The organism is Fusibacter ferrireducens, assembly GCF_015352425.1.
Taxonomy (GTDB): domain Bacteria; phylum Bacillota; class Clostridia; order Peptostreptococcales; family Acidaminobacteraceae; genus Fusibacter_A; species Fusibacter_A ferrireducens.
Window position 1 is genome coordinate 31,493 of the sequence record NZ_JADKNH010000010.1, and the last position, 23,813, is coordinate 55,305.

13 protein-coding genes are annotated in these 23,813 nt (G+C 39.5%); 7 read left to right on the forward strand and 6 right to left on the reverse strand.

What is annotated here, in order from left to right; translation table 11 throughout:
* Positions 1–141 precede the first annotated feature (141 nt).
* From ISU02_RS24000 to ISU02_RS16055, 4 genes are all read right to left on the reverse strand, one after another.
* Positions 142–954 carry a cell wall hydrolase gene (locus tag ISU02_RS24000; protein WP_228727853.1) on the reverse strand — a complete coding sequence of 271 codons (813 nt, stop codon included), beginning with the start codon at positions 952–954 and terminating at the stop codon, positions 142–144.
* Positions 955–1,083: 129 nt separating this feature from the next.
* The gene (locus ISU02_RS16045) at positions 1,084–4,845 is read right to left on the reverse strand and encodes a phosphoribosylformylglycinamidine synthase (protein WP_194702864.1); all 3,762 of its coding nucleotides are present in this window, start codon (positions 4,843–4,845) and stop codon (positions 1,084–1,086) included.
* Positions 4,846–5,175: 330 nt separating this feature from the next.
* A complete protein-coding gene (locus ISU02_RS16050; RefSeq protein WP_194702865.1) occupies positions 5,176–6,681 on the reverse strand; it encodes a sensor histidine kinase in 1,506 nt (501 codons plus the stop codon).
* A 7-nt stretch (positions 6,682–6,688) separates the two neighbouring features.
* A complete protein-coding gene (locus ISU02_RS16055) occupies positions 6,689–7,390 on the reverse strand; it encodes a response regulator transcription factor (protein ID WP_194702866.1) in 702 nt (233 codons plus the stop codon).
* Positions 7,391–7,574: 184 nt separating this feature from the next.
* Here ISU02_RS16055 and ISU02_RS16060 point away from each other — a divergent pair, with 184 nt between their 5' ends.
* Positions 7,575–8,249 (forward strand): hypothetical protein, encoded by a 675-nt coding sequence (locus ISU02_RS16060; protein WP_194702867.1) that lies wholly within the window; start codon positions 7,575–7,577, stop codon positions 8,247–8,249.
* A gap of 199 nt (positions 8,250–8,448) precedes the next feature.
* Here ISU02_RS16060 and ISU02_RS16065 read toward each other — a convergent pair whose 3' ends face one another.
* Together ISU02_RS16065 and ISU02_RS16070 are read right to left on the reverse strand one after the other, a co-directional pair.
* Positions 8,449–9,897, reverse strand: coding sequence for an NHL repeat-containing protein (locus tag ISU02_RS16065; RefSeq protein ID WP_194702868.1), 1,449 nt, complete (start codon positions 9,895–9,897; stop codon positions 8,449–8,451).
* Positions 9,898–9,911: 14 nt separating this feature from the next.
* Positions 9,912–14,339, reverse strand: a complete 4,428-nt coding sequence (locus ISU02_RS16070) for a FecR family protein (protein WP_194702869.1) — start codon at positions 14,337–14,339, stop codon at positions 9,912–9,914.
* A 385-nt stretch (positions 14,340–14,724) separates the two neighbouring features.
* On the opposite strand from ISU02_RS16070, the gene ISU02_RS16075 reads away from it, so the two are divergent.
* Genes ISU02_RS16075 through ISU02_RS16100 form a run of 6 tightly spaced genes read left to right on the forward strand, consistent with a single transcriptional unit; the run spans position 14,725 to position 23,779 of the window.
* Complete coding sequence (locus tag ISU02_RS16075) at positions 14,725–15,636, forward strand: LysR family transcriptional regulator (protein ID WP_194702870.1); 912 nt, start codon at positions 14,725–14,727, stop codon at positions 15,634–15,636.
* Between the two features lie 8 nt (positions 15,637–15,644).
* Positions 15,645–17,570 carry a 1,4-alpha-glucan branching protein GlgB gene (gene glgB, locus ISU02_RS16080; RefSeq protein ID WP_194702871.1) on the forward strand — a complete coding sequence of 642 codons (1,926 nt, stop codon included), beginning with the start codon at positions 15,645–15,647 and terminating at the stop codon, positions 17,568–17,570.
* A gap of 3 nt (positions 17,571–17,573) precedes the next feature.
* On the forward strand, positions 17,574–18,710 hold the full coding sequence (locus ISU02_RS16085) for a glucose-1-phosphate adenylyltransferase (RefSeq protein WP_194702872.1): 1,137 nt from the start codon (positions 17,574–17,576) through the stop codon (positions 18,708–18,710).
* A gap of 14 nt (positions 18,711–18,724) precedes the next feature.
* Positions 18,725–19,858, forward strand: a complete 1,134-nt coding sequence (gene glgD, locus ISU02_RS16090) for a glucose-1-phosphate adenylyltransferase subunit GlgD (protein WP_194702873.1) — start codon at positions 18,725–18,727, stop codon at positions 19,856–19,858.
* Positions 19,859–21,301, forward strand: a complete 1,443-nt coding sequence (gene glgA, locus ISU02_RS16095) for a glycogen synthase GlgA (RefSeq protein WP_194702874.1) — start codon at positions 19,859–19,861, stop codon at positions 21,299–21,301.
* Positions 21,302–21,337: 36 nt separating this feature from the next.
* A complete protein-coding gene (locus tag ISU02_RS16100; RefSeq protein ID WP_194702875.1) occupies positions 21,338–23,779 on the forward strand; it encodes a glycogen/starch/alpha-glucan phosphorylase in 2,442 nt (813 codons plus the stop codon).
* Positions 23,780–23,813 lie beyond the last annotated feature (34 nt).

Below are 23,813 nucleotides of genomic sequence, written 5' to 3' on the forward strand. Positions count from 1 at the left end.
CGCTGACGCTGTTTGAGGGTGAACATTCCTCAGCACAGCTTTGGGCTCAAATCTTGTTGTTTTAAAAAAACGAGAGTTCTCTTGATGAGAATCTCTCGTCTTGTTCTGTTTGAAAATACTCTGAATTTACCTTACGTCCAATTATTCATAAAAATATTCACCGTCTATAATGATATAGAGATCATCCGCTTTGCTTGAAAACGGCCTGTTGTTGAAATACAGACACTCACCCACATTGTTTTCACCTGTTAAGGCCTTTTTAGCCGCCACAATGCTGTTTTTTGAAGGTTGAAGCGTTAAAAAGCTTTCCCTATGTGCCGGCGGAAACTGTTTGTATTTGCCCTCTTGATAAATAACATCATATACTGTGGATGGAAAGTTTGAACTCTTGACGCGGTTTAGAACCACATTTGCAATGGCGAGTTTCATATCCATTGAACTGTCACTGCTCTCCACATTTACAATCCTTGCCAACCAAAGCAAATCTTCATCTGTATAAGGTATCACGATTGGATCTGTCTCATCCCATTCAAACTGATCGCTTTGAATCGTCAACGTCAAATTGCTATCGTTCCAAGCAAATGTTGCTGGAAAACGCTCCATTAGGAAATTGAGTGGTGCATACACGCGATCATCAATTACAACTGTCGGGGCATCCATCATCAAAATTTCATTGTTGATGATGGCTTGTGTTGACTCTAACTCAAAACTCATATATTGATCTTCATATTCTACCGTTGCTAACTTTGCATTTCCGAGCCAATGGGTTTCTCCTCCAAATCTTGACGAGAAATCTGCTACACATGCGTACAACTGATCATTTTGGACAACAACTAAACCATCATTGCCAATCGGTTGATCATTGATGATCAAAGTCACTTCGTTTGCAAATGTCACTGAAGAAAGCAACATCAGAAACAAGAGTAACATGGTCACTTGCCATTTCAACCTCATAGGACCTCCTGAATTGTTTTTTTAAATATGCCCTATTTTACCATATTCGGGCCTTAATTCAACCCTTTGGTCACCATGCTGTCATTTTCAATCCACCCGTACCGCTTATCGCAATGCTTCTCGTCTTTATTACAATTTGAAGTAGTTGACGCCAGCTTCAAATATTTTCATATCAGATGCACCATAAATATTTTTGTAAAGATGTTTACCCACACGCTCCACGTGGCCCATTTTACCTAAAATCCGACCATCCACTGAAGTAATGCCCTCTATCGCCATCACCGAACCATTGATGTTGTAATGACCATCATATGTCGCCTGATGATTAGAGTCCACGTATTGAGTCGCTATTTGACCATTTTTCTTGAGAGATTCAAGTGTTTTGTCATCCGCATAGAATCGGCCTTCACCATGAGAAAATGCCGTTTCAAAGACATCCCCAGCTTCTACGTTTGCAAACCACGGTGATTTGACAGAGGCAACTCTCACATGAGCCATCCTTGCCACATGGCGACCGATTTTGTTAAAAGTCAAGGTCGGTGCATTTTCATCTAAAGTTTTAATTTCACCATACGGTAAAAGCCCTAACTTCACGAGGGCTTGGAAGCCATTGCAAATACCAATCACAAGTCCATCACGTTCATTCAAAAGTTTCATAAGGGCTTCTGCAACTCTAGGATTTCTAAAAACAGATGCAATAAACTTACCTGAACCCTCCGGTTCATCGCCTGCACTGAATCCACCTGGAATCGCAAGGATTTGGCTCTTATTGATCTTCTCAACCAATTCGTCGATGGATGCCATTGTTGCCTCAGGGGTTAGATTTCTAAATAAAAACGGTTCTGCTACAGCACCTGCTTTTTCAAAAGCACGTTGCGTATCCCATTCACAGTTTGTCCCTGGAAATGCAGGTACAAGCACTCTTGGTTTTGCAAATTGTGCTTTAGGTGCGTATATTGAACGATCTAAACACGTGATTGTTTCGCAAGTGCCCTGAGCCTGAGCTTCATGAACTTTAGGAAAAATAGCATCCAGCGGTTTTTCCCATTCTGACATGAGCACATCCATATCAAGTGCCACGCCGTTGACGCTGATATTAGAGTTTTCAGTGGTTTTACCAATCATTTTTGCAAATGATAATTGGCTTAATTCAACGCCTGCTTTGATTTCAAAAACCAAACTGCCATAAGCGGCTTCAAATAAATCGAATTCCGTATCCAATGTAAATCCAATTTTATTTCCAAATGCCATTTTAGTCATTGCAAGTGCTACGCCACCTTTGCCCACTGCATATGCCGATAGGATTTGACCTTCTAAAATCGCTTGGTGAATTTCAGAATAAGCTTTTTTCAAGTTTTCAAAATCGATGATTTCAGAGGCATCTCGCTCTGCATAAAAATAGCCAATCGCATTGCCGCCCGCTTTAAATTCTGGCGAAATGATCTCACTGCCCTCAGCTGTATTCACTGCAAATGAAATGAGTGTTGGCGGCACGTTGATGTCTTTAAATGTGCCCGACATGGAGTCTTTACCGCCAATTGCAGCCGTGCCCATCTGGCTTTGTGCATAACTTGCACCCAATAGGGCTGAAAACGGTTTACCCCATTTAACAGGATCATTGCCCAGCTTTTCAAAATACTCTTGTAGTGAAAGTCTCACTTTTTCATATGCGCCACCCGTCGCAACGAGTTTTGCGATGGAATCCACCACAGCATACAATCCACCGTGGAAAGGCGACCACTTGCCAATGGCAGGATCATAGCCATAAGCCATCATGGAAACGGTATCCGTTTCACCTGTGAGCACTGGGAATTTAGCCACCATGGTTTGAGCCGGCGTATTATAAGTCTTACCGCCAAAAGGCATCAACACCGTTCCTGCGCCAATGGTATTATCAAAACGCTCCACGAGGCCTTTTTGTGAACAGTTGTTAAGATCTTTCACAGTTTCTAGCCATTTTGCTTCAAGGTCTACTGTTTTATTATTCGTTCCAAGTTTATCTTGATTAAAGAAGGTATTACTTGAAGGTGCTGATACTTTAACAGAAGTCTTGCCCTTCACACCATTTGTATCTAAAAATGCTCTGGAAAGGTTAAGCACTTCTTGACCATTCCAAGTCATGATGAGTCTGCCATCATCTGTTACTTTTGCAACTTCTGAAACCTCTAAGTTTTCATGATCACAATGCGCCATAAAATCCGCCACGTTTTCTGGTGCGATTACCACTGCCATACGTTCTTGAGATTCTGAAATCGCAAGCTCTGTACCATCAAGACCTTCATATTTTTTCTTAACTGCATCCAAATTGATCTGTAAACTATCTGCAAGTTCTCCTATTGCAACAGAGACGCCACCTGCACCAAAGTCATTACATTTTTTAATGAGTTTTGATAAATTTGGATTTCTAAACAACCTCTGAATCTTGCGTTCAACTGGTGGATTTCCCTTTTGGACTTCTGCACCACAAGTCAATAAACTTTCCTCATCATGTTCTTTAGAAGAACCCGTCGCGCCACCGATGCCATCTCTACCTGTTCTACCGCCCACGAGTAAAATCACATCACCTTCAAGTGGTTTTTCTCTGACGATATTGGCTTTAGGCGCTGCGCCAACCACTGCGCCCACTTCCATTCTCTTTGCTAAGAAACCCTCATCATAAACCTCAGCCACATGACCTGTTGCAAGTCCAATTTGATTGCCATAAGCACTGAACCCAGCTGCCGCTTTTTGCGTGATGATCTTTTGTGGCAGTTTACCTTCAAGCGTGGATTCAAACGGCACTGTAGGATCAGCTGCACCGGTTACGCGCATGGAATGGTAGACGTAACTTCTGCCTGAAAGCGGATCTCTAATGGCACCTCCAAGACAAGTTGCCGCACCACCGAAAGGTTCGATTTCAGTGGGATGATTATGCGTTTCATTTTTAAACATCAAAAGCCAGGGCTCTTTTTTACCGTCTATTTTAACATCCACTTCTATACTGCAAGCATTGATTTCGTCCGATACATCTAAGTCTTCAAGGCCGCCTTCTTTTCTGAGGGTTTTCATGTTGATCGTTGCAAGATCCATCAGCGTAATATCTCTTTTACGATCAGCATAGACGTATTTACGTGCCTCTAGATATGCCTCGAAAGCTTTGTTTAATACAGGTTTAAAGTCGCTTTCTTCAAACTCAACAGCTTCAATTTCAGTTGAAAAAGTGGTGTGTCTACAGTGATCTGACCAATAGGTGTCGATCACTCTAAGTTCTGTAATCGTAGGATTTCTGTGTTCCGTTTCCTTAAAATAGGTTTGTATAAATGCCACATCTTCCACAGTCATGGCAAAGCCCATTGTACTTTTAAAAGCGACAAGTTCTTCAGGCGACATGTCGATGAAATTTTCAACGGTTTTTACAGCATGTGGTTCCTGTGTTACCATTTTAACTGTTTCAGGGATCTCCAGTGGCACTTCTCTGGATTCCACTGGATTGATGAGATACGTTTTAATCATTTCAAATTCTGGCTCCGAAACAGCACCCTCTATTACGATGATACGTGAAGTCACAATTTCAGGTCGCTTCTCAAGCGTTACAATTTCAATGCATTGCGCCGCAGAATCCGCCCTTTGATCGTATTGGCCCGGTAAGAGTTCAATTCTAAAGGCCTTGCTATTTTGAGGCAATTCAATTTCAGTTTCAGTGACATTGTCCACATTGGGTTCAGATAGAATTAATGCTTTTATTTCTGAAAGTTTGCTTTCATTGACACCTTCCATGTCATAGACATTGATGATACTCACTTTTTCAAGCGTATGAATGTGAAGTGTCTGTTTTAAATCATGTAATATTTCATGTGCTTCTACGTCAAAACCCGTCTTCTTTTGAACCAAAATGCGCTTTACTAAACTCATATTTTCCTCCTTAGCCTCAGACCGCAGGGGCTTCACTTTACGGCCCTTTCAAATGCTTAAATGCCACCTGTTTTATGCATCCATGTATTGTGAATATATTCTAAATTATAATCTCATTTTTCTTTCTCTCTCATTTTATCATAGGGTTTTTTATAATGAAAATTAATATTTTTAATGACTAAGATTAGCACTGCTAATTTTAAAAAGCCCTATGGCATCATTTTATTTGAACCGGCCCCCAAAAAAGTTAGACCAAAAATCTAACTTTTGGGGTTCAGTCCACTTTCCATGATCCCACAAGGCTTTTATGCATTCTATTGGGCACTCTATCTATCGTTTAAACTCAATCTCAAAAACGGCCCCTTGTTCACTGTTATAAGCTTTAATTTCGCCCCCATTTAGAAGCACCGCACTTTTCACAATGGCAAGTCCCAGTCCGTGGTTGCCATCACTCCCCTTGAAAAAACGGTCAAAGATGAATTCAATTTCATTACTTCTAAAGCCTCTGCCATCGTCTGATATAAATATTTTGACGAAATCAGAAGTGGCTTCTACGCTTATTTCTATTTGATCTTTTGCATGTCTAATGGCATTACTCAAAAGGTTTGAAATCGTCTTTTCCAGCAACGATTCATCTAGAAATAAATGTACAGAGTCCTGGCAGATCAATCGGACGTGCTTGTTCTCTTTAAGTGCAATCCCCGCTGCGCGCTCAACGATTTCCAATAGCCACATTTTCAAATCCAAATTAGACTTTTGAATGCTCACAGATGTGCTCTCAAGTCTTGAAAGTGTAATGAGCTCATCCACAAGCCCCTTTAACCGAATACTCTCATCTGCTATGATTTGTGCTGGATGCGTAACTTCTTTAAAAACACCCCCTACAAGACCTTCCGCATAACCTTGAATGGACATCAATGGCGTCCTGAGTTCATGTGAAACATTTTGCAAGAAATTGCGCTGTGTCTGGTCCTGCACTTCCAATTTCTGACTCATCTGATTAAGGCTATGCATAAGTTGATAAATCTCTGCTGTATCTTGATGTACTGAGAGCGCATCGTATTGACCACTGGATATGGCATCTGCATAAGCCGACGCTTCGATAATGGGTTTAGAAATACCGGATGCAATTCTTTTAAAAAAGACACTACTGACTAAGAGCGTCACACCTATGATACTCAGTAAAATTAAGTTAATCCGTTTTAACAGAAGATTTGCAGCATTTAACGAAGAAACATATACGGCATGAAAAGTTCTATTTAAGGGTCTAGCAAGTGGCAGGTCACCAGTTACATTTGGTGATGTGGTTGACGACGCACTAGCAGGAGCACTTTCAGGTATAGGTTGATTGATTTCAATGCTCGCCCCAGCGATCAAATAGGCCATTTGATTGACTTTAACACGTTGAATCCCATCGATTTCCTGTATGAAGATGGCCTCTTTAGCGGCTAAGATGACAGGATCTGTTTCATCCCTGTTCGTGGGAAATATCAATTCTCCTGTTTTAGAAAATATAAAAATATCTGTATTGTTGGCCATTTTCGAAATCTTAAAAATTTCATTGACAAAATCTATTTGATCACTGAAGCGTTTCCGATCTATTTCATTTGAAAAGTCTAGAGGCCTTTTCACAAGTTGCTGTTTGAGCATGAGATTGGTCGTCACAAGCGTGTTTCGAATCTCCTCACGTGCATTTTTTTCTGTGTATAATCTCATGGCAATGTTGAAAACGATTAAAATGACCAGTGGTAAAGCGATCATGAAGCCGATGTAGGGCATCAAAATTTTACGTTCAATGGTCCAAAGATTTTGTGCTTTTTTGGGGGCTTTACTCATAGCAGACCTACTTTCCCTTAAATGAATCTTCAATTTCAAGTTTAAATCCAAAACCCCATACGGCTCCAATTTTCACATTGGAACAACTGAGTTTTTTTCTAAGTCTCTTGACCACATCGTCTGTCGCGCGCGTGTCTACATCAAAATCAAACTTCCAAACATTCTTAAGGAGTTCTTCTCTGGAAATGGCGCGCTCTTGATGCTCAAACAAATAGACCATAAGGGCAAACTCAGTGGGCGTCAAATCTAAAGGCACTTCTTTACAATGCACGACTCTTTTGTCCACAGAAATCGTCAAATCACCATAACTTAATAGTGGATTCACTTCATAGTTGCCTTGATCAAATTGCATGCGCCTAAAGATGGCTTTGACGCGTGCCACAAGTTCAATTGGAGAAAACGGTTTTACCAGATAATCATCGCTTCCAATGGTAATGCCCGTAATTCGATCAAGCTCACTGTCTCTTGCAGACACGATGATAATGGGCACATTATGTTTCTCTCTGATCTTAGTGCACAGCGATAGTCCGTCCATCTCTGGCATCATAATATCTATAATAAGCATATCTGCAGGGTCCATTAAAAAAGCATCGTAAAGTGCTTTTCCATCCTCAAAAGTCTTTACTTCAAAACCATCATTTTTTAAAAAACTCATGATCAGCTCACGAATATTTTTTTCATCATCAGCAACATAGATTTTTTTTTGCATGCGACTCACTCCATTCTTTAAATTCATCATATCACACCCCTACTTCAGTAAAAATATTCAAACGTACTTTACCACAAAATTGCCACAGTTTCACCTTTGATATGACCATGCGCTCTCCGTTAAACTATTCTTATAGAACAAGCATGCAAGCTTGCTCGACAATTGAGATGAAGGGAGAAATAAGATGAAAAAAGAATTTATAAAAAAGATCGTTACATTAGGTTTATTGGGTACCATGATTGTGCCTGCATTGGCTTTTGCCGACAACTCAAGTACAGATATTGCTGTGGTTCCAGAAGACAAGCCCACTGTAAATCGGCCAATTAAAGGCGACTTGCCGCCACGACCTGAAAACGAAAATGGTCGTATGCCTATGCGTGATGATAGGGGGCCGCAATTGGGAGACCGGTCACTCGAAATCGTTACACTCTATGCGCCAGAACTTTTAGACCAATTTGAAACTGCCATGGACTCGCAAAAATCCATTCGCGACTCTATAAGCACACTTCAAAAAACTAAACTAGAAGCAAACCAAACGGCATATAGAGCACTTCTGAATACACTTAAGGCAGGGCTTGAAAACGGTACAATTACACGAGCTGAAGCTCAAACACAACTCGAAGCATTTAAGACAAGTGGTCAGGCTGAACGAGATGCTCTAAGAACTGAAATTGAAGCACTTAAAGACACTTATAAGATCGATCAAGAAGCTCATAGAACTCTAATGACCACTCTAAAAACAGCTATAGATAGCAGTGATGAAGCCACTATCAAAGCTTCATTAAACACATTGCTTGAACAGCTCAATCAACACATCCAGTACGATCAGGCTCTCTACGAATTGTTTTCTTCGAAATAACACCACTGTATTACTTCACATTACTATTTTTAAAGCCAAGGCGATTTGAATATGTTCCCTGTCCACAGACAGGGGCATATTTTTTTCACCTTGGCTTTTCCTTTTCTTGCAGAGCTATTTAGATTTTTAGGGCTTCATTCATTATAGATGTCGGCATAGTTGTCGGCAAAAACTCTAATTAGAGATGCTTTACTATCTTCTAATCCACTACAATAATGGTCTTATAAATCTCCAATGGTTTTATAGACTTATGAACGATTTTTTCAAAATCTTCTATGGACAAATAACTGTTATTCTGAATAATTTTCATGCCCGAGGTCTCATCTATAAAGCCATCGTCTTCCTGATCGTTTTTATAAATAACTCTTCGCTGAACTGCATCCCAAGAGATCTCATAATTGAAATGTGTCATGGTTGCCTTAAACGGCAAGTAAATCATCCCCTCCACTTCAACAATTGGCTTCTCCAACACCACTTTCATGTGATTTTCCCAGAAGGTCCAATCCGTACTTGTTTGAGCAGGATCAATAAGTGCTTGTAAAGCTTCCTCAGAGTACCCAAAGCTTATATCGTTGTAATCAATCGGCATTGCCTTGATTTCATTGTTCCACATATCTGAGATCATTAAAGTGCCCTTATTAATGATCAACCCCGTTGGCGTATTATATCTTGCTTCTTTTATATCACCGACCACATTGCCGCTAAAAGGTGCTCCCGAATAAGTCTTAACAACGCCATCAGTTCCTACCACTCTGATCACATGATTCCAAGAATCTGCCACAAATAAGTTGCCCTTGTCATCTAAAGCAAATCCCTTTGGAAAATTAAATTTGGCCTCACTTGTGGTGCCATTCACAAGACCTGTTTTGACATAACCTGTCTCTGTATTCAGATCAGTCACATTCCCGGCTACTAATGAAATAACGCCGTTCTCAACACGCTTTATCGATTGATTCCCACTGTCCAGTATATAGAGTATGCCATTGCCATCAAACAATAAATCACTTGGTTCATTAAGTTTTCCAGATTTCAACGTTTTCTGGTCAGGTGTAAATGAAAGTGTTTCAGCTGTACCATCTTTACGGATAACCCTTATGCTGCTGTTTAGAGTGTCTGCTACATAAAGTTTGCCCTCTGAATCCATTGTCAAGGCAGAAGGTAAATTAAATTGCGCTATACTAGCAGCACCATCCTTAAAGCCAGCGGTGCCAGTTCCAGAAATTGTGGATACTGCGCCTGCTTCAATCTTCCGAATAACATGATTCCCTGTATCTGCCACATAGATGACACCTGTTTTAGTGATGAAAATATCGCGAGGCTTATTAAATCTTGCCTCAAGTGCTTTTCCATCTAAAAGGCCACCCCTTGGAAAACCCATGCTGTTCTTACCATCAAAGCCACCTGCAACTATTTCCAGCCCATTTGCTGTAACTTTTTTAATCATATTATTATAAGTGTCCGCCACATAAACATCACCTAGATAATCCGTTGCCAACCCATAAGGCTGATTCAATCCAAGCATCAAATCGCTTTTCACCTCTGGATCAACAGGTGTAATTGGCTTTACATCTACTGCAAATGCAAGGGAAAGCTGTGTCATGATCACCATCATTATCATAAAAAGTGCCGCTTTTCTTATCATTTTCATAGTATCCCTCCCCTTTAATACGGTTCACTGTGCCACTCTGTACCATCAAATCTAATCGCAATAGCTTGGGCATAAATAGGTGTTGTATTGGCATTGGCATTGGCATCGTCGCCATAACTATTTGTTATATTTCTGACTTGACTGATAACAATAAAGTCTCCATTTTGAGGCATACTACAGAGTTCAATTTCTAACGATTTATGATCACTGCCAACTTTTTGTGACATGACGCCAAAATTGCCTGTGTTGACATTTACAGTTGCTGGTATATACGCACTCGCTGAATGGTTCCAAGACTCTAAATAATCGTCATAAGTTAAGGTCACAATCACACTTGAACCAGAAGTAACCTGCGTTATGCTTGAAACAGCTGATGTTTCATTGATTCTCTTGATGGAGCTTGCCGCAGGGCCACCATAAGGATACTCATACTCCGCCGGTAAAGCATAATCTTCATCGTTTGCAGATGAAATCGTAAAACCGCTGTATAATCTAATGGATGCCGAACCACCTGTCGGCGTATTAGAATCATAGAGATACTTTGAAAGTCTGCTGATAAAGGAAGGTGTAGTATCTTCAACACTGCCTAATTCCAAAGGTTTAACGAAAATCTGATCTCCTAAAACACTGGTCGTCCCATATAAGTCAATTGGGTTACTTGCATAAATACCGGAACTCATGAGTTTTAAATTGGATACATCCACCGTATCGCTTTCATTTAAAGGCTCCGAAAACTTCAGAGCAATATATTTTTCATCTAGAGGTAATGATAAGTCAATCTCTAAATCCATCAAGACCGGTTTCGCCTTATCCTTTATTTGAACAGCATTCGTCGCAGGCAGTACTAAACCCGTAAGACTTTCAATCATCCCTGCATAAGGTATGTCTAAGATCCCCACTGCATCTGTGTTGCCAGCCACACTCTCTGCAACTTCAAAATAAATTTTTGTATCATCTGGCTGATCCATTGGAAAATTAAACGATTCTTCGCCATCTAAAACCTTAATGGCACTTGTAGCAACCGACATTGAAGAAGAATTTACTATTGCGCCTACATCTTTAAAGGTGTCATCTTTAACGGCCTTATTAAAAGTCAATTCAATATAATCCACTCTCCCATTGCTATCAAAATCCAATGTATTGGCCTCTAACAAACTCAAATAAGGTGCATCAAAAGTCCAACCTGAATCGTATATAATGTCAAATTTAGTTCTATCTACGTTGTCATTTGTTGCCCAAGTTTGGGCGTTCTTGTAATCATATAATCCAGTAATATCAATTGAAAAGTGATCTGTTGTGAGCAAAGGCACTTCCAATTGGACGACAAAGCTCAGAGATATATCGGCAGAGACACTCGCATTGTAGCTATTGCTTACAACACTCATATTAGAATAGCCATCCATATACGTGACGACCTCATTCAACATCCCCATATAACTTGTTGCACTATCATAACTTAAATAGTCATCAAAGATTAAACTGATTTTATATTGATTTGATCCCAGATCCTTGACATCAACTGACTTCACCGCTGTTTTAAACGTATCCACCACAGACCCAGTCAGAGCGATTTTTTGCCCTGTTAAAACGGTTTGATTTTCAGAGGCATCTTCAATTGTAAGGCCATCACTGCAATAGAAGAAAGTGCTCTGTTCAGCAGTGACATACTCTATCATGTGCAGAATCGTATCAGAGTCTAATCCCTCTAGTTTGACCTCGTTGCCTAGATACCCCACATTTTGATTCATCTTGCCAAATGCAATTGGATAGGCTTCACTGTGCTGACCAGTATTGTTGTTGAGTATTCTAAAATCTGGCGTTTCCAGACTATTTCCAGCAAGTGGTTCTGAGAATACTAACCAAATACTCTTGGCATCACGTAAGCCATTAAAATCATATCGTCCAGCGACGAGCACAGGTGCCGCACGATCAATTGTCAACAAGCTCTCCGTTGCATTATTTAAAGCCCCTTCTTTACTTTTAAAAGTGCCCGAAGGTATGGTTAAAAGCCCTAAAGCCCCTGTGTTGTATTGAATACTGCTAGAAGAATGATCCAATTTCACATATATAACGGCATCATCTTGATCATCTGTATATGCACCTGTAAGATTTGTTACAATCCTAGAGTCATCCACAGGATCTAGGCGATTTTCGGACTGTAAGACAATGCCCTTTGATGCCACAAAAGTAGAATCGTCAACAGGACTATTAAAAGTCACTTGCAAATGATCCACAAGACCATCGCTATTCGCATCAATTGTAGCTGCACTTGTTGCATAAAAAGGTGCCGCTGGTGGCGCGCCTATTGCCCAAGTATCTTCAGCAGAATCATATGAATAAATCCGCGTTATTTGCTCCGCATCATCAAAGTAATCTGTTACAGCATGACCAAACAGATCATAAAGATAGCTGTAATCTATCGTAACGCTATCATTATCTGAGAGTGACCCCTCAAAAACAGTCACATGGAAAACGAGTTTAATCTGATCTGTCTTGCCAAACAGATATTGAAAATCAGTAAACTCTGTAGTTGAATTTGAGAAAGTACCTTTCAAAAGACTTTGATTCATATACACTGATGAGTCTAATTGTTCTGCATATAGGTAATCATTCAATTCTACTGTGAATAAATAATCCTTATTGGCCGTTAACGTTTTTACCGTCACACCTGAAACCATTGCCTTCTGTGTATCCATGGAAAGCCCTAAAAGAGGCACATCTCTTTGAAGCAGTCTTTGATTGCCGTTTGCATCTGAAATGTAAAATGGCACTTCGCTGTTCATCTTTAAGCAAATGTGTTCATAGCCCTCTATTGCTGCATTTTTTACATATCTCACCGTTGGATAATCCAATTTTTTGGCCTCAACATAGAACGGATCATCGGATTTTTTCTCATAACCGATTGTCTGTGCTGCGCTATAAAGTGTCTCAGAATTGGCTGCAATCTTAACATAGCCCAAAAGATCTAGACTATCATTAGTAATAGGCTCCGAGTAAATGATTTTGACATACTTGTCGCCTGCAGCACCCTCAAGAGAAATCATTGAACCTACAATCACAGGAGCAATCTTGTCTACTACAGACAAATTGGTAACCGTTCCAAGAGAAGCACCTGAAACTGACTGAATCATACCCGCATGCGGAATATTAAGATAAGCAACCGGTATAGTATTCACAGGCTTCTCTGTAGTATTGAGTTCAAATACGAGAATTGAATCGTTAACCTTATCGTTTACACCCGGAATCTGATCTCTAGATATACTTGAAGTCCTCAATGTTCCAATTAAGTCCGATGATTCTATATAAGCACCGCTTGAAGCGGAATAAGTTGAATCCTTCACATCCTGATTAAATGTGACCACAATGTGATCCGCTATGCCGTCATCATAAACGGCATCCACAATTTCTACCTTCGTCACTGTCAAAGCATCTGTTTTATCATTATCATCATCTGAAGGCGTGTTCGACGTGTTTGGATTATCTGGCGTATTCGGCGTAGTTGGCGCCTTAGGCGGCTCAGCATTGTCCTCATCTGAAAGCTCATCATAAATAATCTTGTTGACGCCCTCATCAGGCTCTGGTTCTGATGGCAACTCCTGTTTTTTCTGTTCAATAATTTGCTCTAAATCTTGCGTGAGATTTGGTTCAAAGGCTTCAGGCTCATCTGCTACAATTTCAAGCACAAATAAGTCCAAATCCCTGACTTCAATTTGTTTTGCCTTCCCAACCTTACTGACAACTTCTTGGATGTTGATCTGTTCAATTGCCTCACCTGAATTCAGTCTATTAGTAATTTCATCTGAAATTCCTTGAACGAGTTCTGGATTCAGTAATAAGGTCTCATTTGCACTTGCCAAGAGTTCCACATCTTGTGTGGCAGCGGGTTCATCACCTTCGCCTTGTTTCTGAACCTGTGTTTTCATACTGACTTTACCTTCTAAAACCACCAGTTCAGTACTGCTTTTCTCTTTCTGTGCTTCTGTTGGCGAAATAACATATTTGACAAAAAACTTTGTGCCCTTTGCGCCCATAACTGCTGTCGGTGTCTCTATCTCAAATGAATCATCTCCTCCTAGAGGCTTGCTGAGAGATGCCCAAACTTTCCCCGTAAAAAGTTTGATATTGGTAGAATCTCCACCTGACTCAGCCTCTGACATGAGCTCACTTAAACTCATGTAGGTTTTTTCACCCACTTTTATATACTTATCCGTATCGATTTGAAGTGCTATGGAAGCACCCTTCCCTGTGACAATTCGGTCCCCATGTTCCAATACGGTATCCACCTCAGGTGTAAAAGCTTTTTCGCCCCCTGCTTTTAAAATGGTGACCATCCCAGTGACTTCCACTACTGAAGCCGTTTTATACTTTACAGCAAAATCAAGTGGTATTCCCATAAAAATGATAAGAATTACCAAAGTAACTGCAAAAGCCTTTCGTTTCATCGTCTTTCCCCCTTAATTGGTTTTTTACTCATACATTCCCTGTTCGTACATTTATGGCTTTCTCTAAAGCAATCGAAATTAAAAATCTCCTAAAAGCTCCAAACGCCCGCATAGCAGATATGTATATACCCATTTTTCATGGCATTTCACTCTGTAGATTATTATATAGATTATTATTCTGTCTTATTATACTCAATTATCTTTTATTATATATGCAATTTAAAATAAAAAACACCTTTTCTTAATGAAAATATTACATTTTCGAAAATATTTGATATAATATTCATAAGTTCTGCTAATCAATTTTAAAATAAACATTACTTAAACTTCTCATGAAATTAATAAAATTATATTATCATCTTTTTTATAGAAAAGGAGAATATGAATGGCGCTCTACCCTAATATCAACTTTGAACTCTATAAATTTTTCTATTTTGCTGCAGATGAACTCAATTTTTCAAAAGCTGCACAAAATCTTCATGTCACTCAGTCTGCGGTCAGTCAAGCTATAAAGTCTTTAGAATCGCAACTTGAAGTGACTTTATTTTTTAGACAAGGACGCAATATTCGCCTGACTTTTGAGGGTGAAGTACTCTTTAAACACGTTGAGAAAGCCTTCAATTTCATCCGGTCTGCTGAAAATTCCCTCAACAGCATCAAATCTTTAGATGAAGGTACGGTCTTCATAGGTGCCAGCGACACCATTACACGTTATCTGCTCCTCTCTAAAATCAAGGGGTTTAACGCACTTTATCCCAAGGTAAAACTCTCCATTAATAATAGGCCTTCGCCAAGATCCGTTGAACGTCTAAAGAATGGTGAAATTGATATCGCCATTATCAACCTCAATCCAAATGTCGACTATAGCGGATTAGACGTTACGCCTTTTAGTACCATTGATAACATCTTTATTGCCACAGATACTTACTTGCCACTAAAGCCCTTTTCCAAACTTTCCTTGAAGGAGATCAGCACTCTGCCCCTCATCTGTCTTGAAGAAAAATCAACAACGCGCAAGATTCTTGAGGAATTTTATAAAGCAAATCATCTTAATGTACAGCCATCCTTTGAATTTGGCTCTTTAGAAGTCATCTTAGAAGCTGTAAAATCCAATATGGGGATTGGTTTTGTCTCTAAAAATGTGGCAGAGCAAGATTTGATTACAGAAAAAATTAAAGAAGTTCAAATTAAAGAAGAGATTCCCAAAATAAATGTGGGTATATTAACCAACAAGAGCAAACCCCTTTCCTTAGCCACTCAAAAGTTCTTAAATATACTCCTTGAAGAAGAAAGTTAGGTGATTCAATGCAGCCACATGAAATCAATCAATACATTCAAGAAAAAGGTTATTTCTATTTAAATGAAGGGGAATTGGATGTACATCTCTTTCATGAGGGCACCTTCTATAAAAGCTATGAATTTTTAGGTGCTCATGCCATCAACCGCTTTGAAGTAAACGCTGTGCGATTTGTCGTTTGGGCACCTAATGCGCATCAAGTTAATCTCATTGGCGAATTCAACGATTGGGATCCGTCAAGACATCCTATGCAACGCATTAAAAACAGTGGTCTTTGGCAAATCTGTGTCGTGAATGTTCAACCCTTCGACAGTTATAAATATCACATTGTCGGACCTGATCACAGTATTCACTACAAGGCAGATCCATACGCATTTCACGCAGAAGAAAGGCCACAAACGGCTTCAAAATATTATGATCTCTCTGGCTATCAGTGGCACGATGACGCTTGGTGCATCCAGCGAGATCAATCTGATCCTTACCACAGTCCACTTAATATCTACGAAGTCAATTTGTTATCTTGGCGTCAAAAGCACGACGGCAAACAATACTCTTATCACGACCTTGCGCATGAACTGATCCCATACGTCAAAGATCTCGGATACACGCATATTGAACTCATGCCCATCATGGAGCATCCATACGATGGTTCATGGGGATACCAGCTCACCGGCTACTTTGCACCCACTTCTAGATATGGCACGCCAAAGGATTTTATGTTCTTCATCGATCAATGTCATCAAAACGATATTGGCGTCATTTTAGATTGGGTGCCCGGTCATTTTTGCAAGGATGCTCACGGACTTTATCATTTTGACGGCGGTGCATGCTTTGAATCCAGCGATTATGAACGCGCTCACAACGAACAATGGGGTACAGTGAACTTTGATTACAGCAAACCCGAAGTGAACGCCTTTCTCATTTCCAACCTATTCTACTGGCATGAATTATACCATGTGGACGGCATCCGAATTGATGCGGTTGCCTATATGCTTTACCTCAACTTTGGCGGACAACTTCTCAAAAATAAATATGGAGGGGTTGAAAATTTAGAGGCTATCGATTTTATCAAAAAGATGAATCAGATTGTTTTTCAATATTTTCCCCATACTTTAATGATGGCTGAAGAGTCCACTTCGTGGCCTATGGTTTCAAGACCCATATCCGATGGTGGCCTAGGCTTCAACTACAAATGGAATATGGGGTGGATGAATGATATTTTAGAATACATGGAACTGGACCCTATTTTTAGAAAAGGATTTCACAAAGCACTGACATTTTCACTTACTTATGCTTTTACAGAAAATTTTGTATTGCCGCTGAGTCATGACGAAGTCGTTCATGGAAAAAAATCTTTGCTTAGCAAAATGCCTGGTAGCTATGAAGAAAAATTTGCTGGGTTGAGATTACTTTATACTTACATGATGGCACACCCTGGTAAAAAATTGCTCTTCATGGGGGGCGAATTTGGTCAGTTTATTGAATGGAACGAATGGCAAGCACTTGATTTCCACCTCCTTGATTATGAAGCACATCAAAAATTGAAACAATTTGTGAAAGATCTCAATTGGACATACCGTCAAAACAATTGTTTCTATGAACTCGACACAAGCTATGATGGCTATGAGTGGATTGAAGTGGACAATTCAAATGAAAGCGTTATTTCCTTTGAGCGCATCAATAAAAAGGGAGAACGTTTGGTCATTGTCCTCAACTTCACGCCAATTGAACGTAAAAATTATCCAGTTGGCGTCACCATACCAGGAAAATACGAAACCATCTTAAACTCTGCCGCTATCAAGTATGGTGGCACCATGGCAAACGGTCCACAAATTTATACTTCAAAAAAAGAACTTATGCATCATCGTTACCACGCTATTAGAATCACGCTCCCCCCTTATGGTGGTTTATACTTTAAATTAAAGGAGGATTAACTTATGAAAGAAGGCAAAATGATTGCAATGCTCCTTGCCGGTGGTCAAGGATCAAGACTAAAACTTTTGACAAAAGATGTTGCAAAACCCGCAGTTCCCTTTGGCGGCAAATATCGCATTATTGACTTTCCACTCAGCAATTGTTCCAATTCAGGTATATTTGATGTGGGTATTTTAACGCAATACAAACCCTATCATTTAAATTCTCACATTGGCATCGGCAGTTCATGGGATTTAGACCGAAGAACAGGCGGTGTTAGAGTATTGCCACCTTATACGAATGAACAAGGGGGACGTTGGTATAAGGGCACAGCCAATGCAATCTATGAAAACATTTCCTTTATCGATGAGCTCAGTCCTGAATTTGTCCTCATACTCTCTGGCGATCATATTTATAAGATGGATTATTCCATCATGCTCGAATACCATAGAAACAAAAAGGCTGATGTCACCATTTCAGTTGTGGAAGTGCCTTGGGAAGAGGCTTCACGCTTTGGACTGATGCATGTTAATCCCGATATGTCTGTTATTGAATTTGAAGAAAAACCTAAAAAGCCTAAATCCAATTTGGCTTCCATGGGCATTTACATTTTCGACTGGAAAGCGCTTAGAAGATATCTCATCGCCGATGAAAAAGATCCTAACTCAGGCAATGACTTTGGACATGACATCATTCCTAAAATGATGAATGACGGCAAAAAACTCTTTGCATATCAATTTGAAGGTTATTGGAAGGACGTTGGTACCATTAAAAGCTATTGGGAATCCAATATGGATCTTCTAGCCGATAGCAATACTTTAGATCTCTACGATAGAAATTGGAAAATTTATTCTAAAAATAGACATCTGCCACCTCACTATGTTTCAAAAGACGCATCAGTTGTGAACTCTCTTATAAATGAAGGCTGTCGTATAGAGGGTAGCTTATACAACACCGTTCTCTTTAATGAGATCATGGTTGGCAAAAATGCTCAAGTGGTCAACAGCGTTGTCTTATCTGGTGCTGTCATCGAGGAGGGTGCTGAGGTTTACAATGCGGTTGTCATGGAAGATGTCGTCATTAAAGCTGGAACTAAAATAGGTACAAAAGACGATACAGTGGTCTACCTTGTTTCCAAAAATAAAATTATTGAATCTTAGAAAGAGGTGACAACATGAAAAACTGTTTAGGAATTATCAATTTAAGTGAAATAGATAATAATTTTGGTGTCTTATGCCAAAGTAGACCAACTTCAATGCTCCCCTTTGCAGGTAGATACCGTGTAATTGACTTTATTCTCTCTAACATAGTCAATAGCGGCATCACTGGCATAGGCATTTTTACAGGCAATAAAGTTCGTTCCGTTATGGATCATTTGGGATCAGGTCGCCCGTGGGATCTAGACCGTAAAATAAATGGTTTATTTCTGTTCACACCGACCTATGACTATACATCGACTTATAAGCGCGTAGGCGATTTGGACCTGTTCTATCAAAATAATTCCTTTATCAAATACGCTAAACAGGAAAATCTGTTCTTAGCCAAATCTTATATGGTGGCAAATATTGATCTCAATGAAGCCTATGAAAAATTCGTTGAATCCGATTCAGATATTTGCATGATCTATAAACCTGTGGAAGATACAGACCATGCTTTTATCGGCTGTGATATGATTCATCTGGATTCACAAGGCAACTTTGATAGCATTGGGACGAATCTTGGTAAAAATAGAGCATTCAATTTATCCCTTGAGATGTATTTTATGAAAAAGGAAGTCTACTTTGATATCCTATTTGACGCCATTGAAAAGGGTTCGGCGAACTTCTTAAAACAGGCTCTTTTCAACACGCTCCACAAGTACAAAGTCACTACCCATGCATTTGATGGACACGTATCCTGTATCAACAACATTAAAAACTATACGGATGCAAACTTTGCCATTTTGGATTCAGAAGTTTCCAACGATCTCTTCTTTAAAAATGGACAAATTTTCACCAAAGTTAAGGATGAACCTTCTACGTACTATAAATCCCATGCAAAGGTAAAAAACTCTTTTGTAGCAAATGGCTGCCAAATTGATGGCTATGTTGAAAACTCCATTATTTTCCGCGGTGTCAAGATCGATAAAGGCGCCATCATTAAAAACTCGATTATCATGCAAAAGGCTGATATTCAAAGAAATGCGCACCTCAACCACGTCATTCTTGATAAACGTGCCACAATAAATGCAGGCGTCACATTAATTGGTGAACCCAATAATCCTTATATTGCAGGCAAGAAGGCCTCTATTGTTAAGGAGGTTGTATAAATGAGAGTTATCTTTGTCGCTTCTGAAGCCGCCCCTTTCGCTAAAACAGGCGGTCTTGCAGATGTTGCAGGTTCATTGCCAAAAGCGCTCAATTCTAAAGAGGTCACTGTGGAAGTTTTTTTGCCTCTCCATGCTAAAATCAGCAATGATTTTAGAAAAGAGATGGCCTTTATCGGCGAAACGGAAGTTACACTGGGGTGGCGTCATCAGTATGTTGGCATTTTCAAGATGAATTACGACGGTGTTACCTATTACTTTATAGACAATGAATTCTATTTTAAAAGACATATGCTCTATGGTGATGGTGATGATGCGGAGCGCTATATTTATTTTTCCAAAGCGGTTCTCGCTGCACTTAAGTTTTTAGATCTTAAACCTGACGTCATTCATACACATGATTGGCACACAGCTGCTGTCAATGTTTTGTTGGATCACTATAAAAACTATGATCCCTTTTATGATCATATCAAGACCGTCTTTACAATTCATAATTTGAGATATCAGGGCGTATTTGATCCGTTTGTGCTTGGAGATATGCTCAATTTGCCTCAAGAATATTTCAATGAAGATGCGCTTAAATTTTATGATAGCATCAATCTCCTAAAAGGTGGCATCGTCTATGCAGATCATGTCACAACGGTGTCAAAGAGCTATGCACATGAAATAACCTACCCCTATTTTGGTGAAAACTTAGATGGTATCATCCAAAAATATCAGCATAAATTGTCAGGCATCGTCAATGGCATTGATTATGAGGTATATAATCCCAGCACGGATCCCAACATTGTCATTCATTTTGACAAGCGCTCTCTCAATCGAAAAAACGAGCTTAAAATGCACCTCCAAATAAAATTTGGACTTCCTGTTGATCCCAATATCCCAATGATAGGTATTGTTTCGAGACTTGTGGATATGAAAGGACTTGACCTCGTGGATCATATTTTAGAAGAACTCTTGCAAGAGGACATCCAATTAGTCGTCCTCGGCACAGGTGAAAAAAAATATGAAGATATGTTTAAATACTTTCAATATCGCTATCCACATAAGCTTTCTGCACGTATCTATTTTGATCAGTATGAGTCCCATGCAATATATGCGGGCACAGATTTGTTTTTAATGCCTTCTCTTTTCGAGCCCTGTGGTCTCAGCCAATTGATTGCGCTTCGATATGCTTCTATTCCCATCGTGCGTCAAATTGGAGGCCTAAAAGATACCGTGATTCCTTACAATAAATTCACAGGCGAAGGCAATGGCTTCTGTTTTGTCAACTACAATGCCCATGAGCTCTTATTTACCATAAAAGAAGCCCTTGCGCACTATCAAGATAAATCCAATTGGCGTCTAATGATGAAACACGCTATGAGTGCAGATCATAGTTGGAAGACCTCTTCAAAAGAATACCTTGCGATATATCACAAAATATTGGGTATAAAGAATTCATGATTTGAATTCACGATTTGAATTTATGAGGTGAAAATAATGAAACTTACAGAAGAAAATTTTAAAATCGATTATATGGCGGCAATACACGCCACAACTGCTAGACAGCTTGAAGATACTTCTTCACTTGAAAGATATAATGCACTTGGGCAAATGATCAAAGATTATATTGGCAGCTTATGGGCGAATACAAATGCATCTTATCGCGCTGATGGCGTCAAACAAGTCTACTATTTTTCAATGGAATTTTTAACGGGCAAATTTTTAGAAAATAACTTGCATTACCTTGGCATTTACGACGTTACTCGAAAAGGACTACGTGCTCTCAATATTGATTTAGAGGATCTCATTGAAGTTGAAATGGATCAAGGTCTTGGAAATGGTGGTCTAGGACGACTTGCTGCCTGTTTTCTAGACGCCATGAGTTCCATTTCAATTCCTGGACATGGTTGCGGCATCCGCTATAAAAATGGTCTTTTTGAACAAAAAATTATCGATGGCAACCAGGTGGAATTCCCTGACAGATGGCTTGTCAACAACAATGTTTGGGAATACAAGCGTCCAAATAAAGCTGTTGAAATTAGATTTAACGGACACGTTGAGACCTATATGGAAGAAGATCGATTATGCTTTAAGCATGTTGGCTATGATGCTGTGCGAGCTGTGCCGTACGACACACCTATTTTAGGCTATGAAAATAATACGGTTAATACGCTGAGACTATGGTCTGCTGAAGAAATTGAAGATATTTTTGATTTCGAATACTTTTCAAAAGGCAACTATCTAAGTGCCTTTGAAAAGAAACACTCCGTGGAAATCATCACTCAAATCCTATACCCTAATGATGCCTATGATGAAGGTAAATTACTCAGGCTCAAACAGGAATATTTCTTCGTGTCCGCGGGAATTCAAAGTATTATCACTACTTTTAAAAAGCTTAACTTACCGATGACAGAATTCAGTGATCGTGTTGCAATTCACATCAACGATACGCATCCGGCTCTTGCCGTTCCAGAGCTCATGAGAATTCTCGTCGATGAAGAGCGCTTAGACTGGGATACAGCATGGCGTATTACGACCAATTGCATCTCTTATACAAACCACACGATTATGGCTGAAGCGCTTGAAAAATGGCCTCTATACATGATGAAGGATTTATTGCCTCGTGTGACCATGGTCATAGAAGAAATTAATCGTCGTTTTATAGATACTCTCAAAAATATCCATCAATACACAGATGAAAATAAGATCCATCAAATGGCTATTATCAACGATGGTATCGTTAAAATGGCTCATCTTGCCATCGTCGGTTCACACAGCATCAATGGCGTTGCAGAGCTTCATACTGAAATTCTCAAAACACGGGAACTCAAAGATTTTCACAATATTTATCCGACAAAATTTAACAATAAAACCAATGGCATTATGCATCGACATTGGCTTCTCAATGCCAACCCTAGATTGACTGATCTCATTGAAGATACTATTGGAGATGGCTTTAAAAAAAATCCAATTGTCTTAAGAGATTTGTTAAAATATCGTGAAGATAAGGCATTTTTAGACAAACTCTACGAAATCAAACATCAAAACAAGGAAGACCTCGCCAAATTCATTAAAGACAAATTGGATATCTCAGTAGATCCTTATTCTATATTTGACATGCAGGCCAAGAGAATTCACGAATATAAAAGACAACATATGAACATCCTTCACGTGATGCATCTCTATAACCAGCTTAAGGAAAATCCAAATTTGGACATGCCACCGCGAACTTTCATATTCGCAGGTAAATCCGCACCAAGTTATTATGTTGCCAAACAAATTATTAAGCTCATCAACACAGTTGGACATGTGATCAATAATGACAAAACCATTAAGAATAAACTCAAAGTGGTCTTCTTGCCCAATTACGGCGTTTCATTAGCTGGAAGAATGATTCCTGCAGCAGATGTCAGTGAGCAAATTTCAACAGCTTCCAAAGAAGCCTCTGGCACAGGCAACATGAAATTCATGATGAATGGTGCTGTAACGCTGGCCACACTTGACGGCGCCAATATTGAAATAAGAAAAGAAGTCGGCGAAAATAATATCGTCATCTTTGGCCTACGAGACAAAGACGTTTATGACTATTATAAAAATGGCAACTACAACGCTTTTGAAGTTTACAATGCAGATCCAGCACTGAAAAAGGTCATCGATCAACTGATCAATAGTTTTTTACCAGTGCCTAAAGATGAGTTTATCCCCATTGTTGATCGACTCTTGAGGTTTAATGATGAGTATTTTGTCCTGAAAGATTTCGAAGATTATCGCGATGCTCAAGAACGTATAGGACTCTATTACCGCAATAAACCGCATTGGATGAAAATGTCACTCACTAATATTGCATGTTCCGGCGCATTTTCTGCAGACTATACCATTGACAAATATGCTTCCGGCATATGGCATGTCAACCGAAAATCCCTGGACTTTAAATTATAACGAAGCGTTCAAATTACAATAAACTAAATGAAGG

What these genes read in the sequence shown, in the direction of transcription:
- ISU02_RS24000 (WP_228727853.1), bottom strand. Translation starts at nt 954, where the DNA reads ATGAGGTTGAAATGGCAAGTGACCATGTTACTCTTGTTTCTGATGTTG.
- ISU02_RS16045 (WP_194702864.1), bottom strand. Translation starts at nt 4,845, where the DNA reads ATGAGTTTAGTAAAGCGCATTTTGGTTCAAAAGAAGACGGGTTTTGAC.
- ISU02_RS16050 (WP_194702865.1), bottom strand. Translation starts at nt 6,681, where the DNA reads ATGAGTAAAGCCCCCAAAAAAGCACAAAATCTTTGGACCATTGAACGT.
- ISU02_RS16055 (WP_194702866.1), bottom strand. Translation starts at nt 7,390, where the DNA reads ATGCAAAAAAAAATCTATGTTGCTGATGATGAAAAAAATATTCGTGAG.
- ISU02_RS16060 (WP_194702867.1), top strand. Translation starts at nt 7,575, where the DNA reads ATGAAAAAAGAATTTATAAAAAAGATCGTTACATTAGGTTTATTGGGT.
- ISU02_RS16065 (WP_194702868.1), bottom strand. Translation starts at nt 9,897, where the DNA reads ATGAAAATGATAAGAAAAGCGGCACTTTTTATGATAATGATGGTGATC.
- ISU02_RS16070 (WP_194702869.1), bottom strand. Translation starts at nt 14,339, where the DNA reads ATGAAACGAAAGGCTTTTGCAGTTACTTTGGTAATTCTTATCATTTTT.
- ISU02_RS16075 (WP_194702870.1), top strand. Translation starts at nt 14,725, where the DNA reads ATGGCGCTCTACCCTAATATCAACTTTGAACTCTATAAATTTTTCTAT.
- glgB (WP_194702871.1), top strand. Translation starts at nt 15,645, where the DNA reads ATGCAGCCACATGAAATCAATCAATACATTCAAGAAAAAGGTTATTTC.
- ISU02_RS16085 (WP_194702872.1), top strand. Translation starts at nt 17,574, where the DNA reads ATGAAAGAAGGCAAAATGATTGCAATGCTCCTTGCCGGTGGTCAAGGA.
- glgD (WP_194702873.1), top strand. Translation starts at nt 18,725, where the DNA reads ATGAAAAACTGTTTAGGAATTATCAATTTAAGTGAAATAGATAATAAT.
- glgA (WP_194702874.1), top strand. Translation starts at nt 19,859, where the DNA reads ATGAGAGTTATCTTTGTCGCTTCTGAAGCCGCCCCTTTCGCTAAAACA.
- ISU02_RS16100 (WP_194702875.1), top strand. Translation starts at nt 21,338, where the DNA reads ATGAAACTTACAGAAGAAAATTTTAAAATCGATTATATGGCGGCAATA.